Genomic DNA, 22,238 nt, shown 5'->3' with positions numbered 1-22,238 from the left:
GCGTCCCCTGCGGCGACCACCGCAGGGGACGGCGGGTTCAGACCTTGACGTTCTCGCGGATGTTCCAGCCGTACTTGATCGGCCCGCCGTCCTTGGCGCCGTCCGCTTTCTGCGGCTGGTAGTCGACCAGCACCTGGGCGAAGTTGAGGCTGACGTTCTCCGTCAGGCGGTCCTCGCCGCCGCTGCCGCCGGTGCTCAGCGAGGACACCAGGACTTCCTTGAGGGTGATCACCAGATACTCGACCTGGTTCTCGCCGCCGGCCTTGCGCACCGTCAGTTTCGCCTCGGGATAATGCTTGCCGCTGGAGCAGGCCATCATCAGGTTGGGCGATGCCTTGTCGACGTACTTGGTGAAGGACAGGTCGTTGATGTTGACCTTGCCGGCGCCCCCTCCGCCCCCCATGTGCATGGAGCCGGACTGCGCCATGGCCCAGCTCCAGGCCAGCACATCGATCTCGTCGACGTGCGCCTTGTCCCTGGCCTCGCCCTTGACGTCCCCGATCTTGATGAACATATCTACAGCCATCTTGCCTCCCTAGTGGCTCGCGCCACTGTTTTCCCTGTGGCGGCCGCCTCCGCGGCGGACGCTTGTCGTGAGCGGTCAGGCCGCCTTGGCTGACGGCAGCTTGGATACCAGGCGCAGCGATACCGTCAGCCCTTCCAGCTGGTAGTGCGGGCGCAGGAAGAACTTCGAGCTGTAGTAGCCGGGGTTGCCCTCGACTTCTTCCACCACCACTTCGGCGGCGGCCAGCGGGTGCTGGGCCTTGGTGGTCTCGGTGGAGTGCGCCGGGTCGCCGTCGACATAGTTGAGGATCCAGTCCTGCAGCCAGCGCTGCATGTCGTCCTTCTCCTTGAAGGAGCCGATCTTGTCGCGGACGATGCACTTGAGGTAATGGGCGAAGCGGCAGGTGGCGAACAGGTAGGGCAGGCGCGCCGCCAGGTTGGCGTTGGCGGTGGCGTCCGGGTCGTCGTACTCGGCCGGTTTCTGCAGCGACTGGGCGCCGATGAAAGCCGCGAGGTCGGTGTTCTTCTTGTGCAGCAGCGGCATGAAGCCGTTCTTCGCCAGTTCCGCTTCGCGGCGGTCGGAAATGGCGATCTCGGTCGGGCACTTCATGTCCACGCCGCCGTCGTCGGTGGGGAAGGTGTGGGTCGGCAGGTTCGGCACTTCGCCGCCGGATTCCACGCCGCGAATGCGCGAGCACCAGCCATAGAGCTTGAAGGAGCGGTTGATGTTGACCGCCATGGCGTAGGCCGAGTTGGCCCAGGCGTACCTGGAGCTGTCGGCGCCGGTGGTTTCCTCCTCGAAGGCGAAGGCGTCCACCGGATCGGTCTTCGCGCCGTAGGGCAGGCGGGCGAGGAAGCGCGGCATGGTCAGGCCGATGTAGCGGGCGTCTTCCGATTCGCGCAGGGAGCGCCAGGCGGCGTATTCCGGGGTGGTGAAGATCTTGGTCAGGTCGCGCGGGTTGGACAGCTCCTGCCAGGAGCCCATGCCCATCACGGTGGGCGAGGCCGCGGCGATGAAGGGGGCATGCATGGCCGCGCAGACCTTCGACATCTCGCCGAGCAGCTCAACGTCCGGCGGCGACTGGTCGAAGTAGTAGTCGCCCACCAGGCAGCCGTAGGGCTCGCCGCCGAACTGGCCGTACTCCTCCTCGTACATCTTCTTGAAGATCGGGCTCTGGTCCCAGGCGGTTCCCTTGAATTTCTTCAGCGTCTTGTGCAGCTCGCCCTTGGCGATGCTCATCACGCGGATCTTCAGTTGCTCGTCGGTCTCGGTGTTGTTCACCAGGTAGTGCAAACCGCGCCAGGCGCTTTCCAGTTGCTGGAAGTCCGGGTGGTGCAGGATCAGGTTGACCTGCGCGGTGAGCTTGGCGTCGATCGCGGCGATGATCGACTCGATGGAGCTGATCGCGTCGTTGGAAATCAGCTCGGTGCGCGACAACGCCTGTTCGGCCAGGGTGCGCACCGCGGTTTCCACCGCCTCGCGGGCGCGCTCGGTCTTGGGCTTGAATTCCTGCAGCAGCAGGGATGCGAACTCGCTGGTCTGCTCGGTGGCGGCTTCGGGCTGCAGCGCTTCGGTGCTCATGGGGTCGGCCATGGTTCGGGTCCTCCTCAGGCTTGCGGCTCGGGATCGGTCGGCTTGGGCGCGCTGGCGAGCGCCTGCAGCAATGCCGGGTCCTTGATGGCTTTGAGGATCATGTCCTCGGCGCCGGTCTTGCCGTCCATGTAGGTCAGCAGGTTGGCCAGCTGGGTGCGGGCTTCCAGCAACTGGTTCAGCGAGTCGACCTTGCGGGCGATGGCCGCCGGGCTGAAGTCGTCCATGCTCTCGAAGGTGATGTCCAGGCTCAGGTTGCCTTCGCCGGTCAGCGCGTTCGGCACGCCGAAGGCCACGCGCGGTTTCATGGCCTTCAGGCGGGAGTCGAAATTGTCGACGTCGATCTCCAGGAACTTGCGGTCGGCCACCGCCGGCAGCGGTTCGGCCGGCTTGCCGGCGAGGTCCGCCATCACCCCCATGACGAACGGCAGCTGAACCTTCTTCTCCGCACCGTAGAGCTCCACGTCGTATTCGATCTGGACGCGGGGTGCGCGATTTCGCGCGATGAACTTCTGACTGCTGCTGTTGGCCATGTTGCTCCTCCTTGAAAGCCTCTACGGCTGGGTTGGCGTCGGAAACGGATCTTTTGCGGCAGCCTCTGTGCGCTACTCGGAACCGGGGCCGCGCAGATTCTCGAATTGCGAAAGCCCGTCCGGGATCAGGTTGCGCACGATGGCGGCGAAATCGGCGGTCACCAGTGTCTTGGCGCGGCTCAGCAGGACGGGCACCGGGCTGGAGGGTTCGTGACTGGCGTAGTAGGCCAGGATGCGATCGAGGGTCTTCAGCACGTCGTCGCGGCTGGCGATTTCGGCCGAAACCCGGGGCGCGGCGGGCGCGTCGCCGGCCCTGGAAGCGTCATGGGGTTGCGCATCGCTCGCGGTGGCCCCGGCGTCGGCCATGCCGGCCGGGGCGCCGTCCAGCTGCGGAGCGTGTTCGTCGATCAATTGCAGCGCCAGGCGGATCAACTGCTTGAGCGGCGCGAGATCGATGCCCTCGGCCGCGTCGACCCGCTCGCTCACCAGGCTTTCGATGGCCGCGAGGTGGGCCTGGGCCTCGGCGAGCGCCGCGCGGGTGCGTTCCAGCTCCCCGGCTTCGCCGTTCTGGAAGGCGCCGGCGACCTGCTCCAGGTTCAGGGTTTCCGAGGCGAAACGCTGCAGCCCGGCGGCATTCAGGGCCGCCCGCAGGCTGACCGTACCGAAGGCCCGCGAACGCACCAGCGGCGCATCGCGCAGCAACTGCAGCTGGGTGTCGGCGACCAGCCCGCGCAGGGCGTTGAGGCGGAAAGTGGGGTCGTTGTCATCTTCGCTGTCCAGGCGGGGGTAGAGCCCGTCCCAGTAGCGTTCGAGCAGTTCGCGGACCAGGGCGAGCCCCCGGGTCAGGCCGGGCAGGCCATCCAGGGCGACGGCGCTCTGCACCAGGTAATTGGCGATGCGCAGGTCCTTGCTGCGCCCGAACAATCCCGCGGCCAGATCGCGGACCTTGCGCCACTCGGGCGGTTCGGCCGCCAGCACGGCATCGCCCATCTGCCGTTCAGGCAGGCCCTGCGCGGCACGCTCCAGTTCGAGAAAGGAGGAATCGTATTCAAGGTCCTCGCCACAGGGCGAGTCTGCGCTAACGGCCGCAATCAACAGTGGTAAGTCCACCACGGCGGATGATCTCCATATCAACCTGCATCAAAGCCGGCGAGCCGATGTCATGTACGCAAGACTTGATGCAGTCCTTGGAATTACGTTCAGGCAAATTCGTTATCAGTGAATCTGCATGTAGGAGTGATCCAATTCTTGGTCGCCATTCAAACTTGTCAAGAAGTCCTGAGTGGCGGCGGAAGTTCAGGGGAATACAAGATAGGCGAAGCGGTAGGGATATGTTTATCTTGTTTCGAGATAGATCAAATTCCAAAAAAACATAACACTAATTCAGTTCATGGGCGACACTCGTTGCCTTTGTGAAGTTTATACTTGATTCCACGGGTAATGATGTTTAATGGCCATCATGGACGGAGAAAAAGGAGCATTGATGCCGCTGCGTTTGACCATCACCAGTTATCACAAGATCACACCGGGACAGTGTGCGGAAATGACGCTGGACCGAGGCGAACTGAAGATAGGACGGGGCACGGATAACGACTGGGTGCTGCCCGATCCGGAGCGCCTGGTGTCGAGCCAGCACTGCACCATCCAGTTCCGCGACGGGACCTACTACCTGACCGATACCAGCACCAACGGCGTGCTGCTGGTGAATTCCGGCGTGCGCATGCGTCGCGGCAACAGCGAGTCGCTGCAGGACCGCGAAGTGCTGCGCCTGGGCGAATACGAGATCCTGGTGCAGCTCGAAGCCGTCGCCCCGGGTGTGGCGACGGCCGATCCCTTCACCAGCTTCGACGCCCTCATGAGCCGCCAGGCCGGCGCGCCGGACGCATCCCCGGCGCCCCAGCCGGCGGTGCCCGACGCGCCGGTCAGCGCGCATTTCCAGGGGCGCTCGCCTCTCGACACCAAGCCCGACCTGTTCGACTTCCTCGCCGCGCCACCGGCCCCGCCGGCTCCCCGGCCGGACCACGTACCGGCCGAGCGTCACGACTTCCGGCCGCCGGAGCCGGCCAGCGCCGCCGCGGAACCCGCCCGGCAGCCGGCGATTCCGGCGGACTGGGACCCCTTCGCCGAGCCGGGTGCGCCTGCGGCGGGCGCCGCTGTCGCGCCTTCGCAGCCGGCCGCAAGCGTCCCGCAGGCCGGGCCGAGCGAACCGCCCGCGGCGATGCCGCTGGCTGCCGAAGCGCCGCCGAAACCCGCTCCCCCTGCGCCCCAGCCCGAACGAAGCGCCGCGCCGGCCAGCCACAGCGAGGCCCTGGAAGCCTTCCTGCGTGGTGCCGGCATGGACCAGCTGAAGGTGGACCGTGCCGAAGCCGCGGCCCAGATGGAAGCCATCGGCCGTAGCTACCGGCTCATGGTGGAAGGGCTGCTGGACGTGTTGCGTGCCCGCAGCAGCCTGAAAGGCGAGTTTCGCATGGCCCAGACGATGATCCGCCCGGTGGAGAACAACCCGCTGAAGTTCGCGCCGAATGTCGATGAAGCCTTGCTGCTGCTGTTGCGCCACGGAAACCAGGCCTTCATGGCGCCGGACCGGGCCATCGCCGAGAGTTTCGAAGACCTCAAGGCGCACCAGTTGGCCGTCATGGCCGGTGTGCAGGCCGCCATCAAGCATCTGCTGAAACGGTTCGAACCGGCGGAACTGGAAGCGCGCCTCGATAAACCTTCGGGACTTTCCGGGTTATTGCCGGGGGGAAGGCAGGCGCAATACTGGGAATTGTTCACCGAACTCTATGCCAGTATCTCGAAAGAAGCCGAAGATGATTTCCAGGATCTGTTCGGGCGCGAATTCAGTCGTGCCTATGAAGAGCAAAGTCTCAGGCTGAGGCGCAACTAGCGAGATATTGAAATAGTGGCACTTTATTGGACTTGATAAGTTTCTCGCTTCTGCAAGTCCGGTTGGTTTTTGCGGACTATTCTGGTTTGGAATCGAACGTCATGGAGGACGGATACATGCCAAGGAGATTATGGATAGCGGTGGCCGTGTTATTACTCTCTGCCTGTGCTTCCAGCGAACCGCCTCCACCACCGACCCGGGTCCTGCTGCAGTTCCAGGCTTCCGCCGATCTCAATCCCTCCGCCAGCGGCCAGCCCGCCCCGGTGCGCGTCCGGCTCTTCGAGCTGAAGAGCGGCGCCGCGTTCAATCGGGCCGATTACTTTTCCCTGGTCGAATCCCCCCAGGCCACCCTCGCGGCCGATCTCGTCGAACAGGATGAGCTGCTGGTCCGACCCGGCGACCGCCAGGCGCTGGAACGGACCCTCGACGCCGCGACCCGCCTGCTCGGCATAGTGGTCGCCTACCGCGACCTGGACAGCGCCGTGTGGCGGCAGCTGGTGACGGTTCCGGCCAACCAGGAGAGCCGGTTCGACATCGCACTCGGGGCCCGCGCCGTGACCGCCGTGCCCGTGAAAGAGCAATAGGCCGGTCGGGAGCCCAATCATGTCCTGGAACAACCGCGTGGTGTGGTCCGAGGGAATGTTCCTCCGGCCCCAGCACTTCCAGCAGCACGACCGTTTCCTCGAAACCCTGGTGGACGGCCGCTGCCGTAGCCTGATCGCCGGTGGCTGGGGCTTCTCCGAGCTGCGCATCGACGACGCCCTGCTGACCCAGGGCAAGCTGGCCATAGTCGCCGCCCGTGGCGTGCTGCCCGACGGCACGCCGTTCGACATTCCCGGCGACGATCCGCCGCCGCCGCCGCTGAACGTCGACGACAGCCTGCGCGATGGGCTGGTCTATCTGGCCCTGCCGCTCAAGCGAGCCGGTACCCGCGACACCGCGGACGAGGGCGAGCCGCCGGGCGGCGCCCGTTATATCAGCCGGGTCCGCGAGGTGCGTGACGACAACGCCGCCTTCGAGAGCCGCGCGCCGGTGGCGGTGGGAGCCCGTGCGCTGCGCCTGCTGACCGAACGGGACGGCCTGGGCGAATATGCCGGCCTGGGGCTGGTGCGGGTGCTGGAGAAGCGCGCCGATGGTGCGCTGCAACTGGACGAGACCTGGATTCCACCGCTGCTGGACGTGGCCGCCTCGGCCACCTTGTCCGGCTTTCGCCACGAATTGCAGGGCCTGCTGCACCAACGTGGCGAGGCGCTGGCCGGGCGGGTGGTGGCATCGGGCGCCGGCGGCGCCTCGGAAATCGCCGACTTCCTGCTGCTGCAGCTGGTCAACCGCGCCGAGCCGCTGATGGCCCACCTGGCCCGGCTCAGCCCCGTGCACCCGGAGCCCTTCTACCGCGAGCTGGTGGCCCTGGCGGGAGAGTTCTGCACCTTTTCCTCCAGCGAGCGGCGCCCGGCCGAGTTTCCGGCCTACCAGCACGACGACCTCGCCGCCAGCTTTGCGCCGGTGATGCTCGCCCTGCGTCAGGCCTTGTCGATGGTGATCGATAGCCGCGCCATCCCGATTCCCATCGTCGAGAAATCCTACGGGGTGCATGTGGCGATGCTGCCGGACCGCACCCTCATCGACTCCGCCAGCTTCGTCCTGGTGGTGCGCGCCGACGTGCCGGCCGAGCACCTGCGCAGCCTGTTCCCGCAGCAGGCGAAAGTGGGCTCGGTAGAACACATCCGCGATCTGGTGAACCTGCAACTGCCGGGCATCGCGCTGCTGCCGATGCCCGTCGCGCCTCGGCAGATTCCCTATCACGCCGGCTCCACCTACTTCGAACTGGATCGCGGCAGCGACCACTGGAAGCAACTGACCCACTCGGGCGGTTTCGCCTTCTACGTCGCCGGCCAGTTCCCCGGCCTGAACCTGGCCTTCTGGGCCATTCGAGGATAATCCGATGCATCCGATCGACGACCCCTTCGGCGGAGCGCCCGTCGGCAGCGGCTCCGGGGGCGGCAGCGACCGCACCATGATCATGCCCCGGCCCGGCGGACGGGGGCCCGACCCGCAGCCGGCACGGCCGGACCCCAGCCCGCCGCCGGGGCCCACGCCGCATATGGCCGGCGCACCGCTGGCGAACGTCCGCGCCCAGGGCCTCAACCCCCTGGAGCGGGCGGCCGGCCCCTTGCTGGCCCTGCTCACCCGGCTGCGCCGGACCCTGGCCCACCCCATGCCCGCCAGCCTGCGGGCCCAGTTGCTGGCTTACCTGCGGCAGTTCGAGGAGCAGGCGCGCGAGGCGGGGGTAGCGCCGGACGAGGTGATGCTCAGCCGCTATGTGCTTTGCACCGCCCTGGACGAAGCCGTGCTCAGCACGCCCTGGGGCAGCGGCAGCGACTGGGGCAAGCAGAGCCTGCTGATCACCCTGCACAACGAGGCCTGGGGCGGCGAGAAGGTCTTCCAGTTGCTCGAACATTGCCTGCAGGATCCACGGCGGCGCCTGCACCTGCTGGAGCTCCTGTACCTGTGCATGTGCCTGGGCTTCGAAGGCCGCTACCGGGTGATGAACGATGGCCGCAGCCAGCTCGAAGCGCTGCGTGAGCGTACCGGCGCGACCATCCGCAGCGTGCGCGGCGAGATCGAGCGCGAGCTGTCGCCGCACTGGCGCGGGCTGACGGTGGCCCGCGACCGGCTCACCCAGTACCTGCCGCCCTGGGTCGGGTTCGCCGTCTGCGCCGCGCTGCTGCTGTTGCTCCTGCTCGGTCTGCGCCTGAAGCTCGCCGCCGATGCCGAGCCGGTGTTCAGGAACATCCATGCCCTGGGCGAAATCCCGGTGCAGACCATCGACCGGCCACCGCTGCAACCCCGGCTGATCGAGCGGCCGCGCCTGGCCGGTCTGCTGGCCGAGGACATCAAGGCGCAGCGGGTCGCCGTGGAAGATGCGGCGGACCGTTCGGTGCTGACCATCCGCGGCGACCAGTTGTTCGCGCCCGGCAGCGCGGCGATCGCAGGCGACCTGCAGCCGCTGCTGCTGCGCATCGCCGACGCCATCGGCAAGGTCAAGGGCGAGGTGCTGGTGGCCGGCCACAGCGACAACCGGCCGATCAAGACCCTGCGCTATCCGTCGAACTGGAAGCTCTCCCAGGACCGCGCCCAGCAGGTGCTCGAGATCCTCACCGCGCGTACCGGCCAGAGCGCGCGCTTCACCGCCGAAGGGCGCAGCGACACCGAGCCGGTGGCGTCCAACGACAGCGCCGAAGGGCGGGCCCGCAACCGTCGGGTCGAGATCACCGTTTTCGCGGAGGGTGCCCAGTGAAGACCTTCTTCAATGTCTGCATCCGCTGGGTGGTGCCGGTGCTCGGGCTGGTCGCCCTCGGCCTGGTCATCTGGTTCCTCGGTCCGCTGATCGCCTTCGGTGGCTACGAACCCCTGTCTTCGGCCACCGCGCGCTGGCTGCTGATAGCCCTGCTGTTCGCGCTGTGGATCGGTTTCCGCGTGCTGCGCATCGTCCAGGCGCGGCGCAACGCGGCGAAGGTCATGCAGGGGCTGGTGGCCGTGGCGCCGGACGCGGCCACGGTCGCCACCGCCGAAGAGCTGGCGACGCTCAGGCAACGCATGGACGAGGCGCTGGCGCTGCTCAAGCGCGCCAGGCTTGGCGGCGGCGAACGGCGCAACCTGTACGAGCTGCCCTGGTACGTCATCATCGGCCCGCCCGGCTCGGGCAAGACCACCGCGCTGATCAACTCCGGGCTGAACTTCCCCCTGGCCGCACAGATGGGCGGCGGCGCCATTCGCGGGGTGGGCGGCACGCGCAACTGCGACTGGTGGTTCACCGACGAGGCGGTGCTGCTGGATACCGCCGGCCGCTATACCACCCAGGACAGCCACGCCGCCGTGGACAAGGCCGCCTGGCTGGGCTTTCTCGACCTGCTGCGCACCCAGCGCAAGCGCCGGCCCATCGATGGTGCCTTCATCGCCATCAGCCTGTCCGACCTGCTGCTGGGCAGCGACGCCGAGCGCACCGCCCATGCCCAGGCCATCCGCGCCCGGGTGCAGGAGCTGTACACCCAGCTCGGGGTGCGTTTCCCGATCTACGTGATGCTCACCAAGCTCGACCTGGTGCCGGGCTTCATGGAGTTCTTCGACAACCTGGGCAAGGAAGAGCGCGCCCAGGTCTGGGGCACCACCTTCGCCCTGGACGACGGCAAGAGCGCGCAAGGCCCGCTGGCCAGCTTCCCGGCGGAGTTCGCCGCCCTCGAACAGCGGCTCACCGAGCGCCTGGTCGAGCGCCTGCAGCAGGAGCGCGACCCGGCGCGGCGCGACCTGATCTACGGCTTCGGGCAGCAGTTCGCGGCGATCCGCGACAACCTGGGCAGCTTCCTCGACGCCGTGTTCAAGCCGAATCCCTATGAGGAGCGGCCGCTTTTGCGTGGCCTGTACTTCACCAGCGGAACCCAGGAAGGCAGCCCGATCGACCGGCTGATCGGCGCCATGGCGCAGAGTATGAACCTCGACCGCCAGCACCTGGCGCGGCAGACCGGTAGCGGCCGCAGCTACTTCATCGAGCGGCTGTTCCGCGAGGTCGCCTTCGGCGAGCGCGGGCTGGTCGGCAGCAATCCGAAGGTGGAGCGGCGGCGCAGGTGGGTGACGCGGGGGGCGCTGGCGACGACGGCGCTGCTGTTCGTTGCCGTCTGCCTGGTGTGGGCCGCCAGCTACCGCGCCAACCAGGACTACATCGCCGCCGTGGACGGGCGGGTCAAGCCGCTCAGGACGCAGGTCGAATCCATCGGTCCGGCCCAGCGCGACGTGCTCGCCGTGCTGCCGGTGCTCAACGCGATCCGCGACGTGGCGGCCAATCCACCGTCCTGGGCGCAGGGCTTCGGGCTGTTCCAGGGCGACATGCTCGGTGCCGAGGCCGGCAGCGTCTACCGCAAGCTGCTGGTCGCCGTGCTCGCGCCGCGCCTGCTCAGCCGAATCGAGGAACAGCTGCGCAACGGCGGCAACTCCGACTTTCTCTACGAGGGGCTGAAGGCCTACCTGATGCTGGCCAGTGCCGAGCATTACGACCCGGACTTCATCAAGGCCTGGATCAACCTCGACTGGGACCAGAGCCTGCCGCGCGACCTCGCGCCCGGGCAGCGCCAGGCGCTGGGCGAGCACCTCGACGCACTGTTCGAGCGCAAGCCGCCGCCGGCCCGGCTGGACGAGGCGCTGATCGCCGACCAGCGCCGGCAGTTGCAGCAGATGTCGGTGGCGCAACGGGTCTACAACCGGGTGAAGCGGCAGAAGCTGCCCGATGGCGTGAAGGACTTCCGCATCAGCGAGGCCGCCGGCCGCGACGCGCCGCTGGTCTTCACGCGCAAGAGCGGGCGGCCGCTGAACGACCCGCTGAGCGGCTTGTTCACCCAGCGCGGCTACCGCGAAGGTTTCCTCGCCGCCAGCCTGACCCAGTCCGGCTCGCTGGCCGAGGAGCAATGGGTGCTCGGCCGTACCCTGGACGACGACCAGGACGCCGCCAGCCTGGCGCTGGACGTGCGCCAGCTGTACTTCCAGGACTACCTGAACCACTGGGAAGCGCTGCTCGCCGACCTGGACTTCGTGGCCATCACCAACGTGGCCCAGGCCGCCGATGTGCTGCGGGTGCTGTCCGGGCCGGGTTCGCCGTTGAAGAAACTGCTGGTGGCGGTGGCCAGGGAAACCGACCTGCAGCAGGAAGAGCGCCTGCTGGCGGAAAAGGCCAAGGCCGCGGACGGCACGGTGGACAAGCTCAAGCAGCAGCTGGGTTCGCTGGTGGGGCAGTCCGGCGGCGGCGAGAGCCGGCCGGCCACCGTCGAAGACCCCATCAGTGCGCGTTTTGCCGAACTGAACAGCCTGGTGGCGAAGGACGGCGACGGTCCCGCGCCCATCGATGGCCTGTTGGCCGACCTCAACGAGCTCTACGTGCAGGTCAGCGGCATGAGCGGCGCCAGTGGCGACGCCCTGCTGGGCGAAGCGAAGAACCAGGCCTCCGCAGCGGCGGCCCGGGTGGCGCTCAGCGCCGAGCGCCAGCCGCCGGTGGTGCAGAACCTGGTCAAGTCGGTGGTCAGCGCCACCACCAGCAGCATGATGGGCGGCATCCGCAATCAACTGAACGCCGCCTGGCTCAGCGAAGTGGTGAGCGTCTACCGCCAGTCCCTGGCCGGCCGCTACCCCCTCGACCGCTCCAGCAGCCGTGACGCGACGCTGGAGGACTTCGGCCACTTCTTCGGCGTGGGTGGCGTGCTCGACAGCTACTTCCGCAAGTACCTGCAACCCTACGTGGATACCTCCGCCAGCACCTGGCGCTGGCAGCCGGGCGCGGCGGAGAAGCTCGGCATCGGTTCCGGCGTGCTGCAGACCTTCCAGCGCGCGGCGAACATCCGCGATGCCTTCTTCCGCGCGGGCGGCACCCAGCCGGCGGTGCGCTTCGAACTCAAGCCGGTGGCCATGGACGCCTCGGTCAGCCAGTTCATGCTCGACCTGGACGGCCAGCAGCTCAGCTACGACCACGGCCCGAGCCGCCCGGTGGCGATGCAGTGGCCCAGCCCCAACGCCCTGGGCATGGTCCGCGTCTCCGTCAATCCGCCCACCAGCGGCGGGCGTTCGGGGATGACCCTGGAGGGCCCCTGGGCCTGGTTCCGCCTGCTGGAACAGTCCGACCTGACCCCCGGCAGCTCGCCGGACCGCTTCACCCTGCGCATGCGCGTGGACAACGCCAGCATCTCCTACGAGCTGCGCGCCAGCAGCGCCTTCAACCCCTTCCGCAGCCGGGTGGTATCCGGCTTCAGCCTGCCGGAGCGCCTATGACGACACCCGGCTTCTACGGAAAACTGGCCGGCCGCGGCGACTTCCTGCACCGCGACCTGCCGCCAGCCTTCATCGAGGCCTGGGACGCCTGGCTGGCGGCGGGCATGGCGGCGAGCCAGGCGGAACTCGGGGCCGGCTGGCTGGATGCCTATCTGGTCAGCCCCTTGTGGCGCTTCGCCGTGGCGCCGGGCCTGTTCGGCGGCGAGGCGGTAACCGGGGTGATGATGCCCAGCATCGACCGCGTCGGGCGCTATTTCCCGCTCACCGTGGCGGCGCTGCTGCCGGCGAACACCGACCTGGGCGCCCTGGTGAGCGGGCCGGAGGACTGGTACGAGCGGGCCGAGGCGCTGCTGCTCTCGACTCTCGGCGAGGACGCCGAAGTCGAGGCCTTCGAGTCGGCGGTGGCACGCCTCGGTGGTCCGGCCTGCAGCGCCGGGCCGGCCTGGCGGCAGGGCCGGGACGGGCACCTGCATGCCGCTGCCGCCACGCCCCAGGGCCGGAGTGCCGCCCTGTTCCAGCTGGCTTGCGAGGGGGCCAGCCTCTGGTGGGGCAAGGGCTCCGAGCGGCTCCCCGCCGGGCTGCTGCGTTACCGGGGCCTGCCGGCGCCACAGAGTTTCACGGGATTCCTGGTGGGCGAGGGCGGGCATCCGTCCATCCCCGAATGCGTTCGGTCCGAGTCTGGAAGCCTCTGATGGCCTCGATAGCCGTGAACCAATACAGATCCGCCAGCCACAGCCATGTCGGCATGGTGCGCCAGGTCAACGAAGACGCCTGCCTCGACGCGACACAAGCCGGTCTCTGGGTGGTGGCGGACGGCATGGGCGGGCATGCCGCCGGCGATTTCGTCAGCAGCCTGATCGTCGATACCCTGCGCGGCATTCCGCCCGAGCCCGACCTCCAGGCCTATGTCCAGGCCATCCGCGCCATGCTGGAACGGCTCAACGCGGCGGTCCGGGAAGAGGCCGCGCGGCGCGGCGTGCCGCTGATGGGCAGCACCCTGGTGCTGCTCGCCGCCCGTGGCGGCCGGGCCATCTGCCTGTGGGCCGGCGACAGCCGCATGTACCGCCTGCGCGACGGCCGCCTGGAGACCATCACCCATGACCACAGCTACGTGCAGGAGCTGGTGGACAGCACCCTGCTCAGCGAAGCCGAAGCGCGAACGCACCCCATGGCCAACATGGTCACCCGTGCGGTGGGTGCCCAGGAGCGGCTGGAGCTGGCCAGTGCCGAACTGGATGTGCTGCAGGGCGATTGCTTCCTGCTGTGCAGCGACGGCCTGAACAAGACCGTCCAGGACGACGAGCTGCGGGAAGTGCTGGGTTACGCGGCGCCCTACGAAATGGTGCGCAGCCTGGTGCACCTGGGATTGACCCGGGGGGCGCCGGACAACATCACCGCGGTGGTGGTCAAGGCCTGTTGATGGAAGCAGCGAGCATGGACATCGAGATTCCTGGGTATCAGATCGAGCGAGAGCTCGGCAACGGCGCGATGGCGGTGGTCTATCTGGCCACCCAGCGCTCGCTGGAGCGCAAGGTGGCGCTCAAGGTCATGGCCTCGGCGCTGGCCGCCGACCCGAGCTTCTGCGAGCGCTTCCTGCGCGAGGGCAAGACCCTGGCGCGGCTCAGCCATCCGCACACGGTCACCATCCACGACATCGGCAACGTCGGCCACCACTACTACATGGCCATGGAGTACCTGCCCAACGGCACGCTCAAGGACCGCATCGCCGAGGGCGTGACGCCGGAGCAGGGCATCCTCTGGCTGCGCCAGATCGCCTCGGCGCTCGGTTACGCCCATGCCCAGGGCCTGGTGCACCGGGACGTGAAACCGGCCAACATCCTGTTCCGCGCCAACGGCTCGGCGGTGCTCTCGGACTTCGGCATCGCCAAGTCCCTGGAGGACCACACCCAGTTCACCCAGGCCGGCTTCGCCGTCGGCACGCCCAGCTACATGAGCCCGGAGCAAGCGCGCGGCCAGCAGATCGACGGTCGCGCCGACCTCTACGCCCTCGGCGTGGTGCTCTACGAGATCCTCACCGGCAAGCTGCCCTACAGCGGCAGCGATTCGCTCTCCACCGCCCTGGCCCATCTCACCGAGCCGCTGCCCGAACTGCCGATCGATCGCGGCCGTTACCAGGGCGTCCTGCGCAGGTTGCTGGCCAAGGACCCGGCCGACCGTTTCGCCGATGCCGACGCCCTGATCGCCGCGCTGGACCATCTCACAGTCACAGTGCCGGTGGCCGACAACGAGGCGACCCAGCTCCGCCCGATCGGCCGCTCCGCACTCCCGGCCGCAGCCCTGCAGCCGGAGCCGGTGAGGGTTACGCCGGCACTGGATACCGCCATCCCCCATCCCGCCGTGGCGGAGCTGCGCATGCCGGACCCGGCGGCCAACCGCGAAGGCGCTCCGCCCGGCCCGGCGCGCAAGCCATGGGCGCTGGTGGCCGCGCTGGCGCTTTTCGGCGTCGTGGTCGCGGCAGGGGCGGGCTACTGGTTCATGCGCCCGGACGCGCCGGCGCAGCCGGACAGTGCCCGGACCGGGGAGGTCAGCGAGCCGCTGGAGGATAGCGGTGGTGACGCCGCGACCACTGACGACACCCGGCCCGCGGCGGACGTGACGGCGACCGGGGACGGCGGGGAGCGCCCCTTGCTCATGGATGGCAAGAAGACCCTGTTCCAGCGCGTGCTGAGCAAACCCGGGGCGCGTTTCGCCGGCGAGGCCGGTGGGCCGGCCGCTGGCGCGGAGATCCCGGCGTTCTCGGTGTTCTACGTCTACCAGCGCAAGGACCTGGAGGGGCGCCACTGGGTCGAGGTCGGCGCCTCCAGCGATGGCCAGCGCGACGGCTGGCTGCCGGCCGAGCAGGTCAGCGACTGGAAGCAGAGCCTGGTGCTGAAGTTCACCGAACGCTCCGGCCGCTCGCCGGTGATGTTCCTCAAGGATGCCGCGACGGTGGAGCGCCTGCTCGCCGACCCGGCCCGGGCCCGCGATACCCTGCACAAGGCGCGCTTCGACCAGGCCGATCCGCAGGTGGTGGCGCTGGAGCCCGGCGACCGCGCCGTGCCCCAGGACAGCTTCTACCTGCTGCCGATCTTCGAGTCGCGGGAAAGCTTCGATGCCAGCGGCCAGCCCGTGCAACTGCTCGACGTGGCGTCCATCGACCCCGGCGACGCTCCCCGGACCAGGGGCGAGGGCGGTGCGCCGGCCGCCGGCGGCGACAGCTTCCGCACCGGCATCGTGCTGGTGGTGGACACCTCGGTATCGATGCAGCCCTACATCGACCGGGTCAACCGGGTGGTGCAGGAGTTGCAGCAGCAGATCGCCAGCCGGGGCGACCTGGAAAGCGTGAGCTTCGGCCTGGTCGGTTTTCGCAGCAACGTCGAAAAGACGCCGGGCCTGGAATACGTGACCAGGACCCTGGTCACCCTGGAAGAGGGGGGCGATCCCCGGCGCTTCGCCGAACTGGCCGGCCAGGTCAGGGCCACCGATGTCTCCAGCCACGCCTTCAACGAAGACGCCTTCGCCGGGGTGATGGACGCGGTGGAGAACATGGACTGGACGCCCTATGCCGGGCGCATGATCCTGCTGATCACCGACGCCGGTGCCCTGCGCAAGAACGACCCGCTGGGGCGCACCCAGATGAACGAGGCGGAGGTGCGCGAAGCCGCGAGGGCCAAGCAGATCCGCATCTTCGCCCTGCACTTGCGCACGCCGGCGGGGCGCAACAACCATGGCTTCGCCGAGCAGCAGTACCGCAGCCTGACCGCCGACCCCAACCCGCAGATCGCCGACCTCTATGTGCCGGTGGCCGACGGCGGGGTGGACCGCTTCGGCGACACCGTCGCGGAGATCGGCTCGGTGATCGCCAACCTGGTCCACGAAGCGCGCAACGACCGCCTGCCCAGCCTGCCGCCCCTGCGCGAAGGGGCCAGCGTCGCAGCCAGGACCACGGCGGTGGGCTATGCCATGCACATGGACTTCCTCGGCCGCCGTTCCGCCGCGCGGGCACCGCAACTGGTCACCGCCTGGACCGCCGACCGGGACCTGGCCAACCCTTCGTTGCCGGCCTTCCAGGTCTGCGTCCTGCTGAGCAAGCTGCAACTCAACGAACTGCAGCAATCGCTCAAGCTCATAGTCGAGGCCGCGCGGCGCACCCAGACCTCGCCGAAGGACTTCTTCCAGGAAATCGCCAGCGCCAGCGCCCACATGAGCCGGGACCCGACCCGGCTGGCCCGTGGCAGCAACCTGCTGCAGAGCGGCGTGCTCGGCGAATACCTGGAAGGGCTGCCGTACCGCAGCAAGTCGCTGAACATGACCCAGGAGCTCTGGCTTTCCCTCAGCGTGGCGGAGCAGCAGGACTTCATCGACGAGCTGGAATCGAAGATCCGCCTCTACGAAACCTTCCACAACGACATCGCCAACTGGGTGCGCTTCGGCGATGCCCAGCCGGGCGACGCGCTGTACCGCGTGCCGCTGGCGACATTGCCTTGAGGGGGCTGGAGGGTGAAATGCGCGAAGTCCGGGCCGAGAGCGTGCCGATGCTGAGGCTGAGGGAGGTGAGCAAGACCCGTGGCGAAGGGCGCCAGCGCTATCGCCTGGTGGTCCCCCGGCTCGATCTGGAGCCGGGGCAGCGGCTCGCCCTGATCGGCCCCAGTGGCAGTGGCAAGAGCACCCTGCTGGACCTGCTGGCCCTGGTGCTCTCGCCGGACCCGGGCAGCCGCTTCGAGCTTACCGCCAACGGTCGCAGCCATGACATCGCCGCGCTCTGGCACGCCGGCCGGCAGAGCGCCCTGGCTGATCTGCGCAGCCACCTGGTGGGCTACGTGCTGCAGACCGGCGGCTTGCTCGGTTTCCTCGACGTGGAGCGCAATATCGGCCTGTCCCGCGCCTTGCTCGGCCTGCCGGCGGAGCCCGCGGTGCGGCGCCTGGCGGAGCGGCTGGAAATCGCCGAGCAGTTGAACAAGCGACCCTCCGCGCTTTCCGTCGGCCAGCGCCAGCGGGTCGGCATCGCCCGGGCGCTGGCCCACGACCCGCCCATAGTGCTGGCCGACGAGCCCACCGCCTCGCTGGATCCGCTGAATGCCGAGCGGGTCATGCGCCTGCTGGTGGCCCAGGCCGAAGAGCGTGGTGTGTGCATAGTGGTGGCCACCCATGACGCCAACCTGGCCCGGCGCGCCGGCCTGCAACCCTGGGCACTGCAGGTGCGGCCCGGCGACGACGGCGGGGTGACGGCGACCCTGGAGGCGGCTTCATGAAGCCGGGGCTGATGCTTCAGCTCGCCTGGCACGACTACCGCACCGAGTCGCGCCTGTCGCTGTGCGCGGTACTCGCGCTGGTGGCGGTGCTGGCGCCGCTGCTGGTGCTGTTCGGCCTCAAGTTCGGGTTGGTCACCACCCTCACCGAACGCCTGCAGCAGGACCCGGCGGTACGCGAGATCATCCCCCTGGCCGGCGGACGTTTCAGCGCCCGCGACATCGCCGAACTGGCGGCCCGCCAGGATGTCGCCTTCGCCCTGCCGCGCACCCGCCAGATCGCCGCCACCGCCGACCTCTACGCCGGCGAGGGCCAGCCGCTGACCGTGGAAATGCTGCCCACGGCCGAAGGCGATCCCCTCGTCTCACCCATGCTGCTGCCGGAAACGGCGGATGAAGTCACCCTCAGCCGGCGGGCGGCGGAAAAGCTCGGCCTGCGGGCCGGCGATGGCTTCACCGCCGCCTTCGGCCGCCAGCGCGACGGTCGGCAGGAGTACCAGCGCATTCGCCTGCGGGTGAAAGGCGTGCTGCCACTGGAGGCCTTCCCCCGTGACGCGCTGTTTTCCCGTGCCGGCCTGCTGGAGGCCGCCGAAGACTACCGGGACGGCGAGCCCTGGCCCGGCTTTCGGCCGACGCCCGATCCCGCGCGGGTGTATCCGGGATTCCGCCTCTATGCCCGCGACCTGGACAGCGTCGAAGGGCTGCGGCGGCTGTTCGCCGACCGTGGGCTCGAGGTGGCGACCCAGGCGGCGGCGATCGCCCAGGTGCGCTCCCTCAGCCGCAACCTGGCGCTGGTGTTCTGGATCATCGCCGGCCTGGCGGTGCTGGGCGCTTTCGCCGCGATGACCGCCAGCACCCTGGCGGCGGTGGAGCGCAAGCGCCGGGCGCTGGCGGTGTTGCGCCTGCTGGGTTTCTCCACCGCGGCGCTGATCGCCTTCGTCGTGCTGCAGTCGCTCTACACCGGCCTGTTGGGCGTGCTGCTGGCTTCCGGTCTCTACGGCGTGGCGCAGATGGGCCTCAACCGGCTGTTCGAGACGGGCGCCGGCGAATACGCCTGCCGCCTGCTGCCGGGCCATTACCTCGCGGCGTTGCTGACCACCCTGTCCTGTTGCGTGCTGGCCTCGGCCTCGGGTGGCTGGCGCGCGGCGCGGATCGAAGCCTCGGAAGGATTGCGCGATGTCTAGACCCGTCGTCCGCTGCATGCTCGCCTTCACCCTGCTGGCCGGGGCCGCAGTGGCGGAAGAAACCACCTCGCCGGACAACCCCAGGCCGCTGGCGGACGATGTCAGCCTGCCGCTGCCCTGCGAGGGCGAAATGGTCTTCCGTTATGTCTATGTCCTGGCGCGGGGCACGCTGGATGACCGTGAGGTGAACCTGGGCTACCCCTTCAGCGAGGGCGATGCGGGCTACCAGCAATCCTTCATTTCCGGCTACCGGCGCGACTACATCAACGGCCAGTTCGTGCTGGGCGACCTGCCGGCGGACTGGCGTACGCGCATCGAACCGAACCTGCCGAAGGCCGAGGCCGATACCCCGCTCAAGCCGATGTTCTATTTCCTCGGCAAGTACGAGGTGACCCAGCGCCAGTACGACCTGGTCATGGCCCAGGCAGCGGCGCTGGAGGAGCAGGGCGAGCCACCCGCCTGCCAGCCACCGGCCACCGGCATGCAGGCGCGCCTGCCCAAGGTGAAACTCTCGCGCCTGGAGGCCGAGCGCTTCACCGCGACCTACAGCGCCTGGCTGCTGAAGCATCACCGCGACCGCCTGCCGGTGAGCGGACGCCAGGCGAATGCCGAGGACGGCGGCATGGGGTTCGTTCGTCTGCCCACCGAAGTGGAATGGGAGTTCGCCGCCCGGGGCGCCCATGGGGTGAGTCGCCAGGAACTGGAAGCCCGGCTGTTCCCGCGCAAGGTCGAAGGCAGCGACAACGAGGGGCCGCTGAGCGACTGGGCGGTGTTCAGCCAGGTCGCCGGTGGCACCGGCCAGGGCGCGCGGCTGCTCCCTGTCGGGTTGAAGAAGCCCAATCCCATCGGCCTGTTCGACGTGCTCGGGAATGCCGCCGAGATGGTCGAGGAACCCTTCCAGCTGGTCCACGCCGGGCGCCGCCAGGGCACCTATGGCGGCTTCGTGGTCAAGGGCGGCAACTACCTGGAAGGCGAGATGACCCTGTTCACCGGCATGCGCCGGGAGTACCCGCTGTTCGCCGCCGATGGCAGCGCACAGCGCAACGAAACCACGGGTTTCCGCGTCGCGCTGGGCGCGCTGTCGGCGCCACGCTCGCGTTACCCGGAGCTGTTCGAGCAATGGCAGCTCGAAGGCCGGCTGGCCGGGCTCACCGACGAAATCCAGGACGCCGAGGACCCGACCAAGCTGCTCGACGAGATCATCAAGGGCAGCACCGACCCGAACCTGCAGGCGCGCCTGTCGCTGGTGAACGAGGAGCTCAAGCGCAACGTCTCGCTGATCGCCCGCCAGCGGGAGGAGGCCGCCGGCAACCTGATCCAGTCGGCCGCCCTGGTGGCGGAAACCGTCAACAACTACAACATCCGCCTGACCAACCTGAACAAGAGCCTGCAGCAGGCCAGGGCGGCCAAGGACAGCGCCGCCGCCGAACTCTACGAAACCGCCATCGGCAATGGCCGCAGCGCCCTCGATGGCGCCGTGGCGATCTACATCGACAACCTGGCGACCGGTACGCGTTATACCGATGCGGTCATCCAGGCGCAGTTCCAGCGCACCCGGGAAGAACTCGGTCGCAAGCCGGTACTGGGCGACAGCCTGGTCAAGCGCGCCACCCTGTTCGTTCGCCATGTCGATCGGTATCGCAAGGAACAGCGCGCCGAACCGGCGGCGATCCTGAAGGAATTGCTCGCGCCCTGAGGGGCCGGCGCAAGCCTGGGTCCCATGCGGCGTCGGGGGGAGCCGCCGACGGGGCCGAAGCGGAAATCAACTGAAAGGAGAAAGCGACCATGGAAAATCAGCGCAATAGCTTGTCTGTCTGCCGGCGTATCGCCGTAGGTGCGATCTGTGCCGCCGTTTTCCTCAGCGGCTGCACGACGCTCCGTGGCGGAACGAGCGCCAAGGTAGCCGCCACCACCCAGGCGCAGTACTACCCGGGCTGCTACGAACCTGTCGACCACTTGCGCGGCTCCGATGCCGCCATGCAGAAATCCGTGACCACCGGCGCCGTTGCCGGCGGCCTGCTGGGCGGCCTGACCGGCGCCCTGACCGGCGGCGACCACGCCGCGCGCAATGCGCTGATCGGCGCGGCCACCGGCGCGGTGGTCGGCGGCGCGGCCGGCTACTACACCGAGCGGCAGAAACAGATCACCGACGACCGCGCACGCATTGCCTCCTACGGGACGGACATCGACAACAGCGTCGGTGAGATGGACCGCAGCATCGCCTACGCAACGGCGGCGCAGGATTGCTACCAGCGCGAATTCACCAGGCTGCAAGCGGCGCACAAGGCCGGCAAGATGAGCGAGACGGAAGGCAAGAAGCGCTTCGCCGAGATCATCAGCGGCCTGAAGGAAACCAACGCGCTGCTGGCGGCGGCGGACGGCCGCGCGGGTGAGAACATCGACACCTACACCCAGGCCTACGAGAAGGACCTCCAGCAGATCGGCGTGGAGCGGCAGAGCGTCACCCAGGTGGCCAAGACGAAGACCAGCAAGCCGGCGGTGGCGAAGAAGGTGCCGAAGGAAGCCGTCGACACCGAAGTCAAACTGCAGCAGGCCGACACCAGGCGCACCCAGATCAAGCAGGTGACCTCCCGTGGCACCAGCATGATTTCCAGTGCCTGCAACAACCCGGACGTGGGCGACTGGGGCGCCGAACAGTGTTCCAGCGTGTGATGCCGGCATCCTGTCACGCAACGCCATGAAACAGCGCTTCGCCGCGCTGTTGCATCGCCTTGGAGCCCTGCTTTTTCCAGCGGAGAAAGCAAAGAAGCCCCGCGCGGGGCGGGGCTTCTTCATTACCGAGCTACCGATGGCGGCTTAGGCCTGGATCACCGGAATCTTGGCGTTGGCCGCAACTTCCTTGTACTCGGCGATCTGGTCGAAGGACAGGTAGCGGTAGATATCGGCAGCCATGCTGTCGATGTTCTTCGCGTACTCCATGTACTCGGCCACGGTCGGCAGTTTGCCCAGGATCGAGGCCACGGCCGCCAGTTCGGCGGAGGCCAGGTAGACGTTGGTGGCGTCGCCCAGGCGGTTGGGGAAGTTGCGGGTGGAGGTGGAGACCACGGTCGAGCCAGCCTGCACGCGGGCCTGGTTGCCCATGCACAGCGAGCAGCCCGGCATTTCCATGCGCGCGCCGGCGCGGCCGTAGATGCCGTAGTAGCCTTCCTCGGTCAGCTGGTGCTGGTCCATCTTGGTCGGCGGGGCCAGCCACAGGCGGGTCGGGATACCGCCCTTGACCTTGTCCAGCAGTTTGCCGGCGGCGCGGAAGTGACCGATGTTGGTCATGCAGGAACCGATGAACACCTCGTCGATCTTGTCGCCGGCCACGGTGGACAGCAGGCGGGCATCGTCCGGGTCGTTCGGCGCGCAGAGCACTGGCTCCTTGACCTCGGCCAGGTCGATCTCGATGACCGCGGCGTATTCGGCGTCGGCGTCGGCTTCCAGCAGTTGCGGCTTGGCCAGCCAGGCTTCCATGGCCTG

General features: G+C 68.3%; 17 protein-coding genes. 12 read left to right on the top strand and 5 right to left on the bottom strand.

Features of this window, described 5'->3' with window-relative positions; translation table 11 throughout:
• Window positions 1-37 precede the first annotated feature (37 nt).
• From ACFPU0_RS27675 to tssA, 4 genes are all read right to left on the bottom strand, one after another.
• A complete protein-coding gene (locus ACFPU0_RS27675; RefSeq protein WP_377696493.1) occupies window positions 38-526 on the bottom strand; it encodes an Hcp family type VI secretion system effector in 489 nt (162 codons plus the stop codon).
• Between the two features lie 75 nt (window positions 527-601).
• Entirely contained in the window at window positions 602-2,086 is a 1,485-nt protein-coding gene (tssC, locus tag ACFPU0_RS27670; protein ID WP_377696529.1) for a type VI secretion system contractile sheath large subunit, read from the bottom strand.
• 26 nt (window positions 2,087-2,112) lie between these two features.
• The gene (gene tssB / locus ACFPU0_RS27665; RefSeq protein ID WP_377696492.1) at window positions 2,113-2,628 is read right to left on the bottom strand and encodes a type VI secretion system contractile sheath small subunit; all 516 of its coding nucleotides are present in this window, start codon (window positions 2,626-2,628) and stop codon (window positions 2,113-2,115) included.
• A gap of 72 nt (window positions 2,629-2,700) precedes the next feature.
• Entirely contained in the window at window positions 2,701-3,741 is a 1,041-nt protein-coding gene (gene tssA, locus ACFPU0_RS27660; protein ID WP_377696491.1) for a type VI secretion system protein TssA, read from the bottom strand.
• Window positions 3,742-4,111: 370 nt separating this feature from the next.
• Between tssA and tagH the strand changes: the two genes are divergently transcribed.
• The 12 genes from tagH (at window position 4,112) to tagQ (ending at window position 21,428) form a co-directional block, all read left to right on the top strand.
• Window positions 4,112-5,515 carry a type VI secretion system-associated FHA domain protein TagH gene (gene tagH, locus ACFPU0_RS27655; RefSeq protein WP_377696490.1) on the top strand — a complete coding sequence of 468 codons (1,404 nt, stop codon included), beginning with the start codon at window positions 4,112-4,114 and terminating at the stop codon, window positions 5,513-5,515.
• 116 nt (window positions 5,516-5,631) lie between these two features.
• Window positions 5,632-6,099, top strand: a complete 468-nt coding sequence (tssJ, locus tag ACFPU0_RS27650) for a type VI secretion system lipoprotein TssJ (RefSeq protein WP_377696489.1) — start codon at window positions 5,632-5,634, stop codon at window positions 6,097-6,099.
• A 19-nt stretch (window positions 6,100-6,118) separates the two neighbouring features.
• Window positions 6,119-7,453 carry a type VI secretion system baseplate subunit TssK gene (gene tssK / locus ACFPU0_RS27645; RefSeq protein ID WP_377696488.1) on the top strand — a complete coding sequence of 445 codons (1,335 nt, stop codon included), beginning with the start codon at window positions 6,119-6,121 and terminating at the stop codon, window positions 7,451-7,453.
• A 4-nt stretch (window positions 7,454-7,457) separates the two neighbouring features.
• Window positions 7,458-8,813: a DotU family type VI secretion system protein gene (locus ACFPU0_RS27640; RefSeq protein ID WP_377696487.1), complete on the top strand. Its 1,356-nt coding sequence runs from the start codon at window positions 7,458-7,460 to the stop codon at window positions 8,811-8,813.
• Window positions 8,810-12,322: a type VI secretion system membrane subunit TssM gene (tssM, locus tag ACFPU0_RS27635; RefSeq protein WP_377696486.1), complete on the top strand. Its 3,513-nt coding sequence runs from the start codon at window positions 8,810-8,812 to the stop codon at window positions 12,320-12,322. The genes ACFPU0_RS27640 and tssM overlap by 4 nt, the downstream gene beginning before the upstream one ends.
• Window positions 12,319-13,014, top strand: a complete 696-nt coding sequence (tagF, locus tag ACFPU0_RS27630; protein WP_377696485.1) for a type VI secretion system-associated protein TagF — start codon at window positions 12,319-12,321, stop codon at window positions 13,012-13,014. Before tssM ends, tagF begins: the two co-directional genes overlap by 4 nt.
• Entirely contained in the window at window positions 13,014-13,742 is a 729-nt protein-coding gene (locus ACFPU0_RS27625; RefSeq protein WP_377696484.1) for a PP2C family protein-serine/threonine phosphatase, read from the top strand. The genes tagF and ACFPU0_RS27625 overlap by 1 nt, the downstream gene beginning before the upstream one ends.
• A gap of 14 nt (window positions 13,743-13,756) precedes the next feature.
• Window positions 13,757-16,810: a serine/threonine-protein kinase gene (locus ACFPU0_RS27620; RefSeq protein WP_377696483.1), complete on the top strand. Its 3,054-nt coding sequence runs from the start codon at window positions 13,757-13,759 to the stop codon at window positions 16,808-16,810.
• A 47-nt stretch (window positions 16,811-16,857) separates the two neighbouring features.
• On the top strand, window positions 16,858-17,574 hold the full coding sequence (locus ACFPU0_RS27615; RefSeq protein WP_377696528.1) for an ABC transporter ATP-binding protein: 717 nt from the start codon (window positions 16,858-16,860) through the stop codon (window positions 17,572-17,574).
• The gene (locus ACFPU0_RS27610) at window positions 17,571-18,755 is read left to right on the top strand and encodes an ABC transporter permease (protein ID WP_377696482.1); all 1,185 of its coding nucleotides are present in this window, start codon (window positions 17,571-17,573) and stop codon (window positions 18,753-18,755) included. Before ACFPU0_RS27615 ends, ACFPU0_RS27610 begins: the two co-directional genes overlap by 4 nt.
• Window positions 18,748-20,451 carry a formylglycine-generating enzyme family protein gene (locus ACFPU0_RS27605; protein ID WP_377696481.1) on the top strand — a complete coding sequence of 568 codons (1,704 nt, stop codon included), beginning with the start codon at window positions 18,748-18,750 and terminating at the stop codon, window positions 20,449-20,451. The genes ACFPU0_RS27610 and ACFPU0_RS27605 overlap by 8 nt, the downstream gene beginning before the upstream one ends.
• Before the next feature lie 89 nt (window positions 20,452-20,540).
• Entirely contained in the window at window positions 20,541-21,428 is an 888-nt protein-coding gene (gene tagQ, locus ACFPU0_RS27600) for a type VI secretion system-associated lipoprotein TagQ (protein ID WP_377696480.1), read from the top strand.
• A gap of 144 nt (window positions 21,429-21,572) precedes the next feature.
• Here the strand turns inward: tagQ and ACFPU0_RS27595 are convergent.
• Window positions 21,573-22,238: aconitase family protein (locus tag ACFPU0_RS27595; protein WP_377696479.1), on the bottom strand; the 666-nt coding region annotated here is incomplete at its 5' end.

Origin of the sequence: Pseudomonas sp. GCM10022186, assembly GCF_042656385.1 — a bacterium.
Taxonomy (GTDB): domain Bacteria; phylum Pseudomonadota; class Gammaproteobacteria; order Pseudomonadales; family Pseudomonadaceae; genus Metapseudomonas.
The sequence above is the reverse complement of the archived record's forward strand: the minus strand, read 5'-3'. Positions and strand labels throughout refer to the sequence as shown.

Bases quoted from the DNA above. Each gene is read 5' to 3' on its own strand.
- ACFPU0_RS27620 (WP_377696483.1), top strand. From the start codon at position 13,757: ATGGACATCGAGATTCCTGGGTATCAGATCGAGCGAGAGCTCGGCAAC.
- tagH (WP_377696490.1), top strand. From the start codon at position 4,112: ATGCCGCTGCGTTTGACCATCACCAGTTATCACAAGATCACACCGGGA.
- tssC (WP_377696529.1), bottom strand. From the start codon at position 2,086: ATGAGCACCGAAGCGCTGCAGCCCGAAGCCGCCACCGAGCAGACCAGC.
- tagQ (WP_377696480.1), top strand. From the start codon at position 20,541: ATGGAAAATCAGCGCAATAGCTTGTCTGTCTGCCGGCGTATCGCCGTA.
- ACFPU0_RS27625 (WP_377696484.1), top strand. From the start codon at position 13,014: ATGGCCTCGATAGCCGTGAACCAATACAGATCCGCCAGCCACAGCCAT.
- ACFPU0_RS27615 (WP_377696528.1), top strand. From the start codon at position 16,858: ATGCTGAGGCTGAGGGAGGTGAGCAAGACCCGTGGCGAAGGGCGCCAG.
- ACFPU0_RS27605 (WP_377696481.1), top strand. From the start codon at position 18,748: ATGTCTAGACCCGTCGTCCGCTGCATGCTCGCCTTCACCCTGCTGGCC.
- ACFPU0_RS27675 (WP_377696493.1), bottom strand. From the start codon at position 526: ATGGCTGTAGATATGTTCATCAAGATCGGGGACGTCAAGGGCGAGGCC.
- tssB (WP_377696492.1), bottom strand. From the start codon at position 2,628: ATGGCCAACAGCAGCAGTCAGAAGTTCATCGCGCGAAATCGCGCACCC.
- tagF (WP_377696485.1), top strand. From the start codon at position 12,319: ATGACGACACCCGGCTTCTACGGAAAACTGGCCGGCCGCGGCGACTTC.
- tssJ (WP_377696489.1), top strand. From the start codon at position 5,632: ATGCCAAGGAGATTATGGATAGCGGTGGCCGTGTTATTACTCTCTGCC.
- ACFPU0_RS27610 (WP_377696482.1), top strand. From the start codon at position 17,571: ATGAAGCCGGGGCTGATGCTTCAGCTCGCCTGGCACGACTACCGCACC.
- ACFPU0_RS27640 (WP_377696487.1), top strand. From the start codon at position 7,458: ATGCATCCGATCGACGACCCCTTCGGCGGAGCGCCCGTCGGCAGCGGC.
- tssK (WP_377696488.1), top strand. From the start codon at position 6,119: ATGTCCTGGAACAACCGCGTGGTGTGGTCCGAGGGAATGTTCCTCCGG.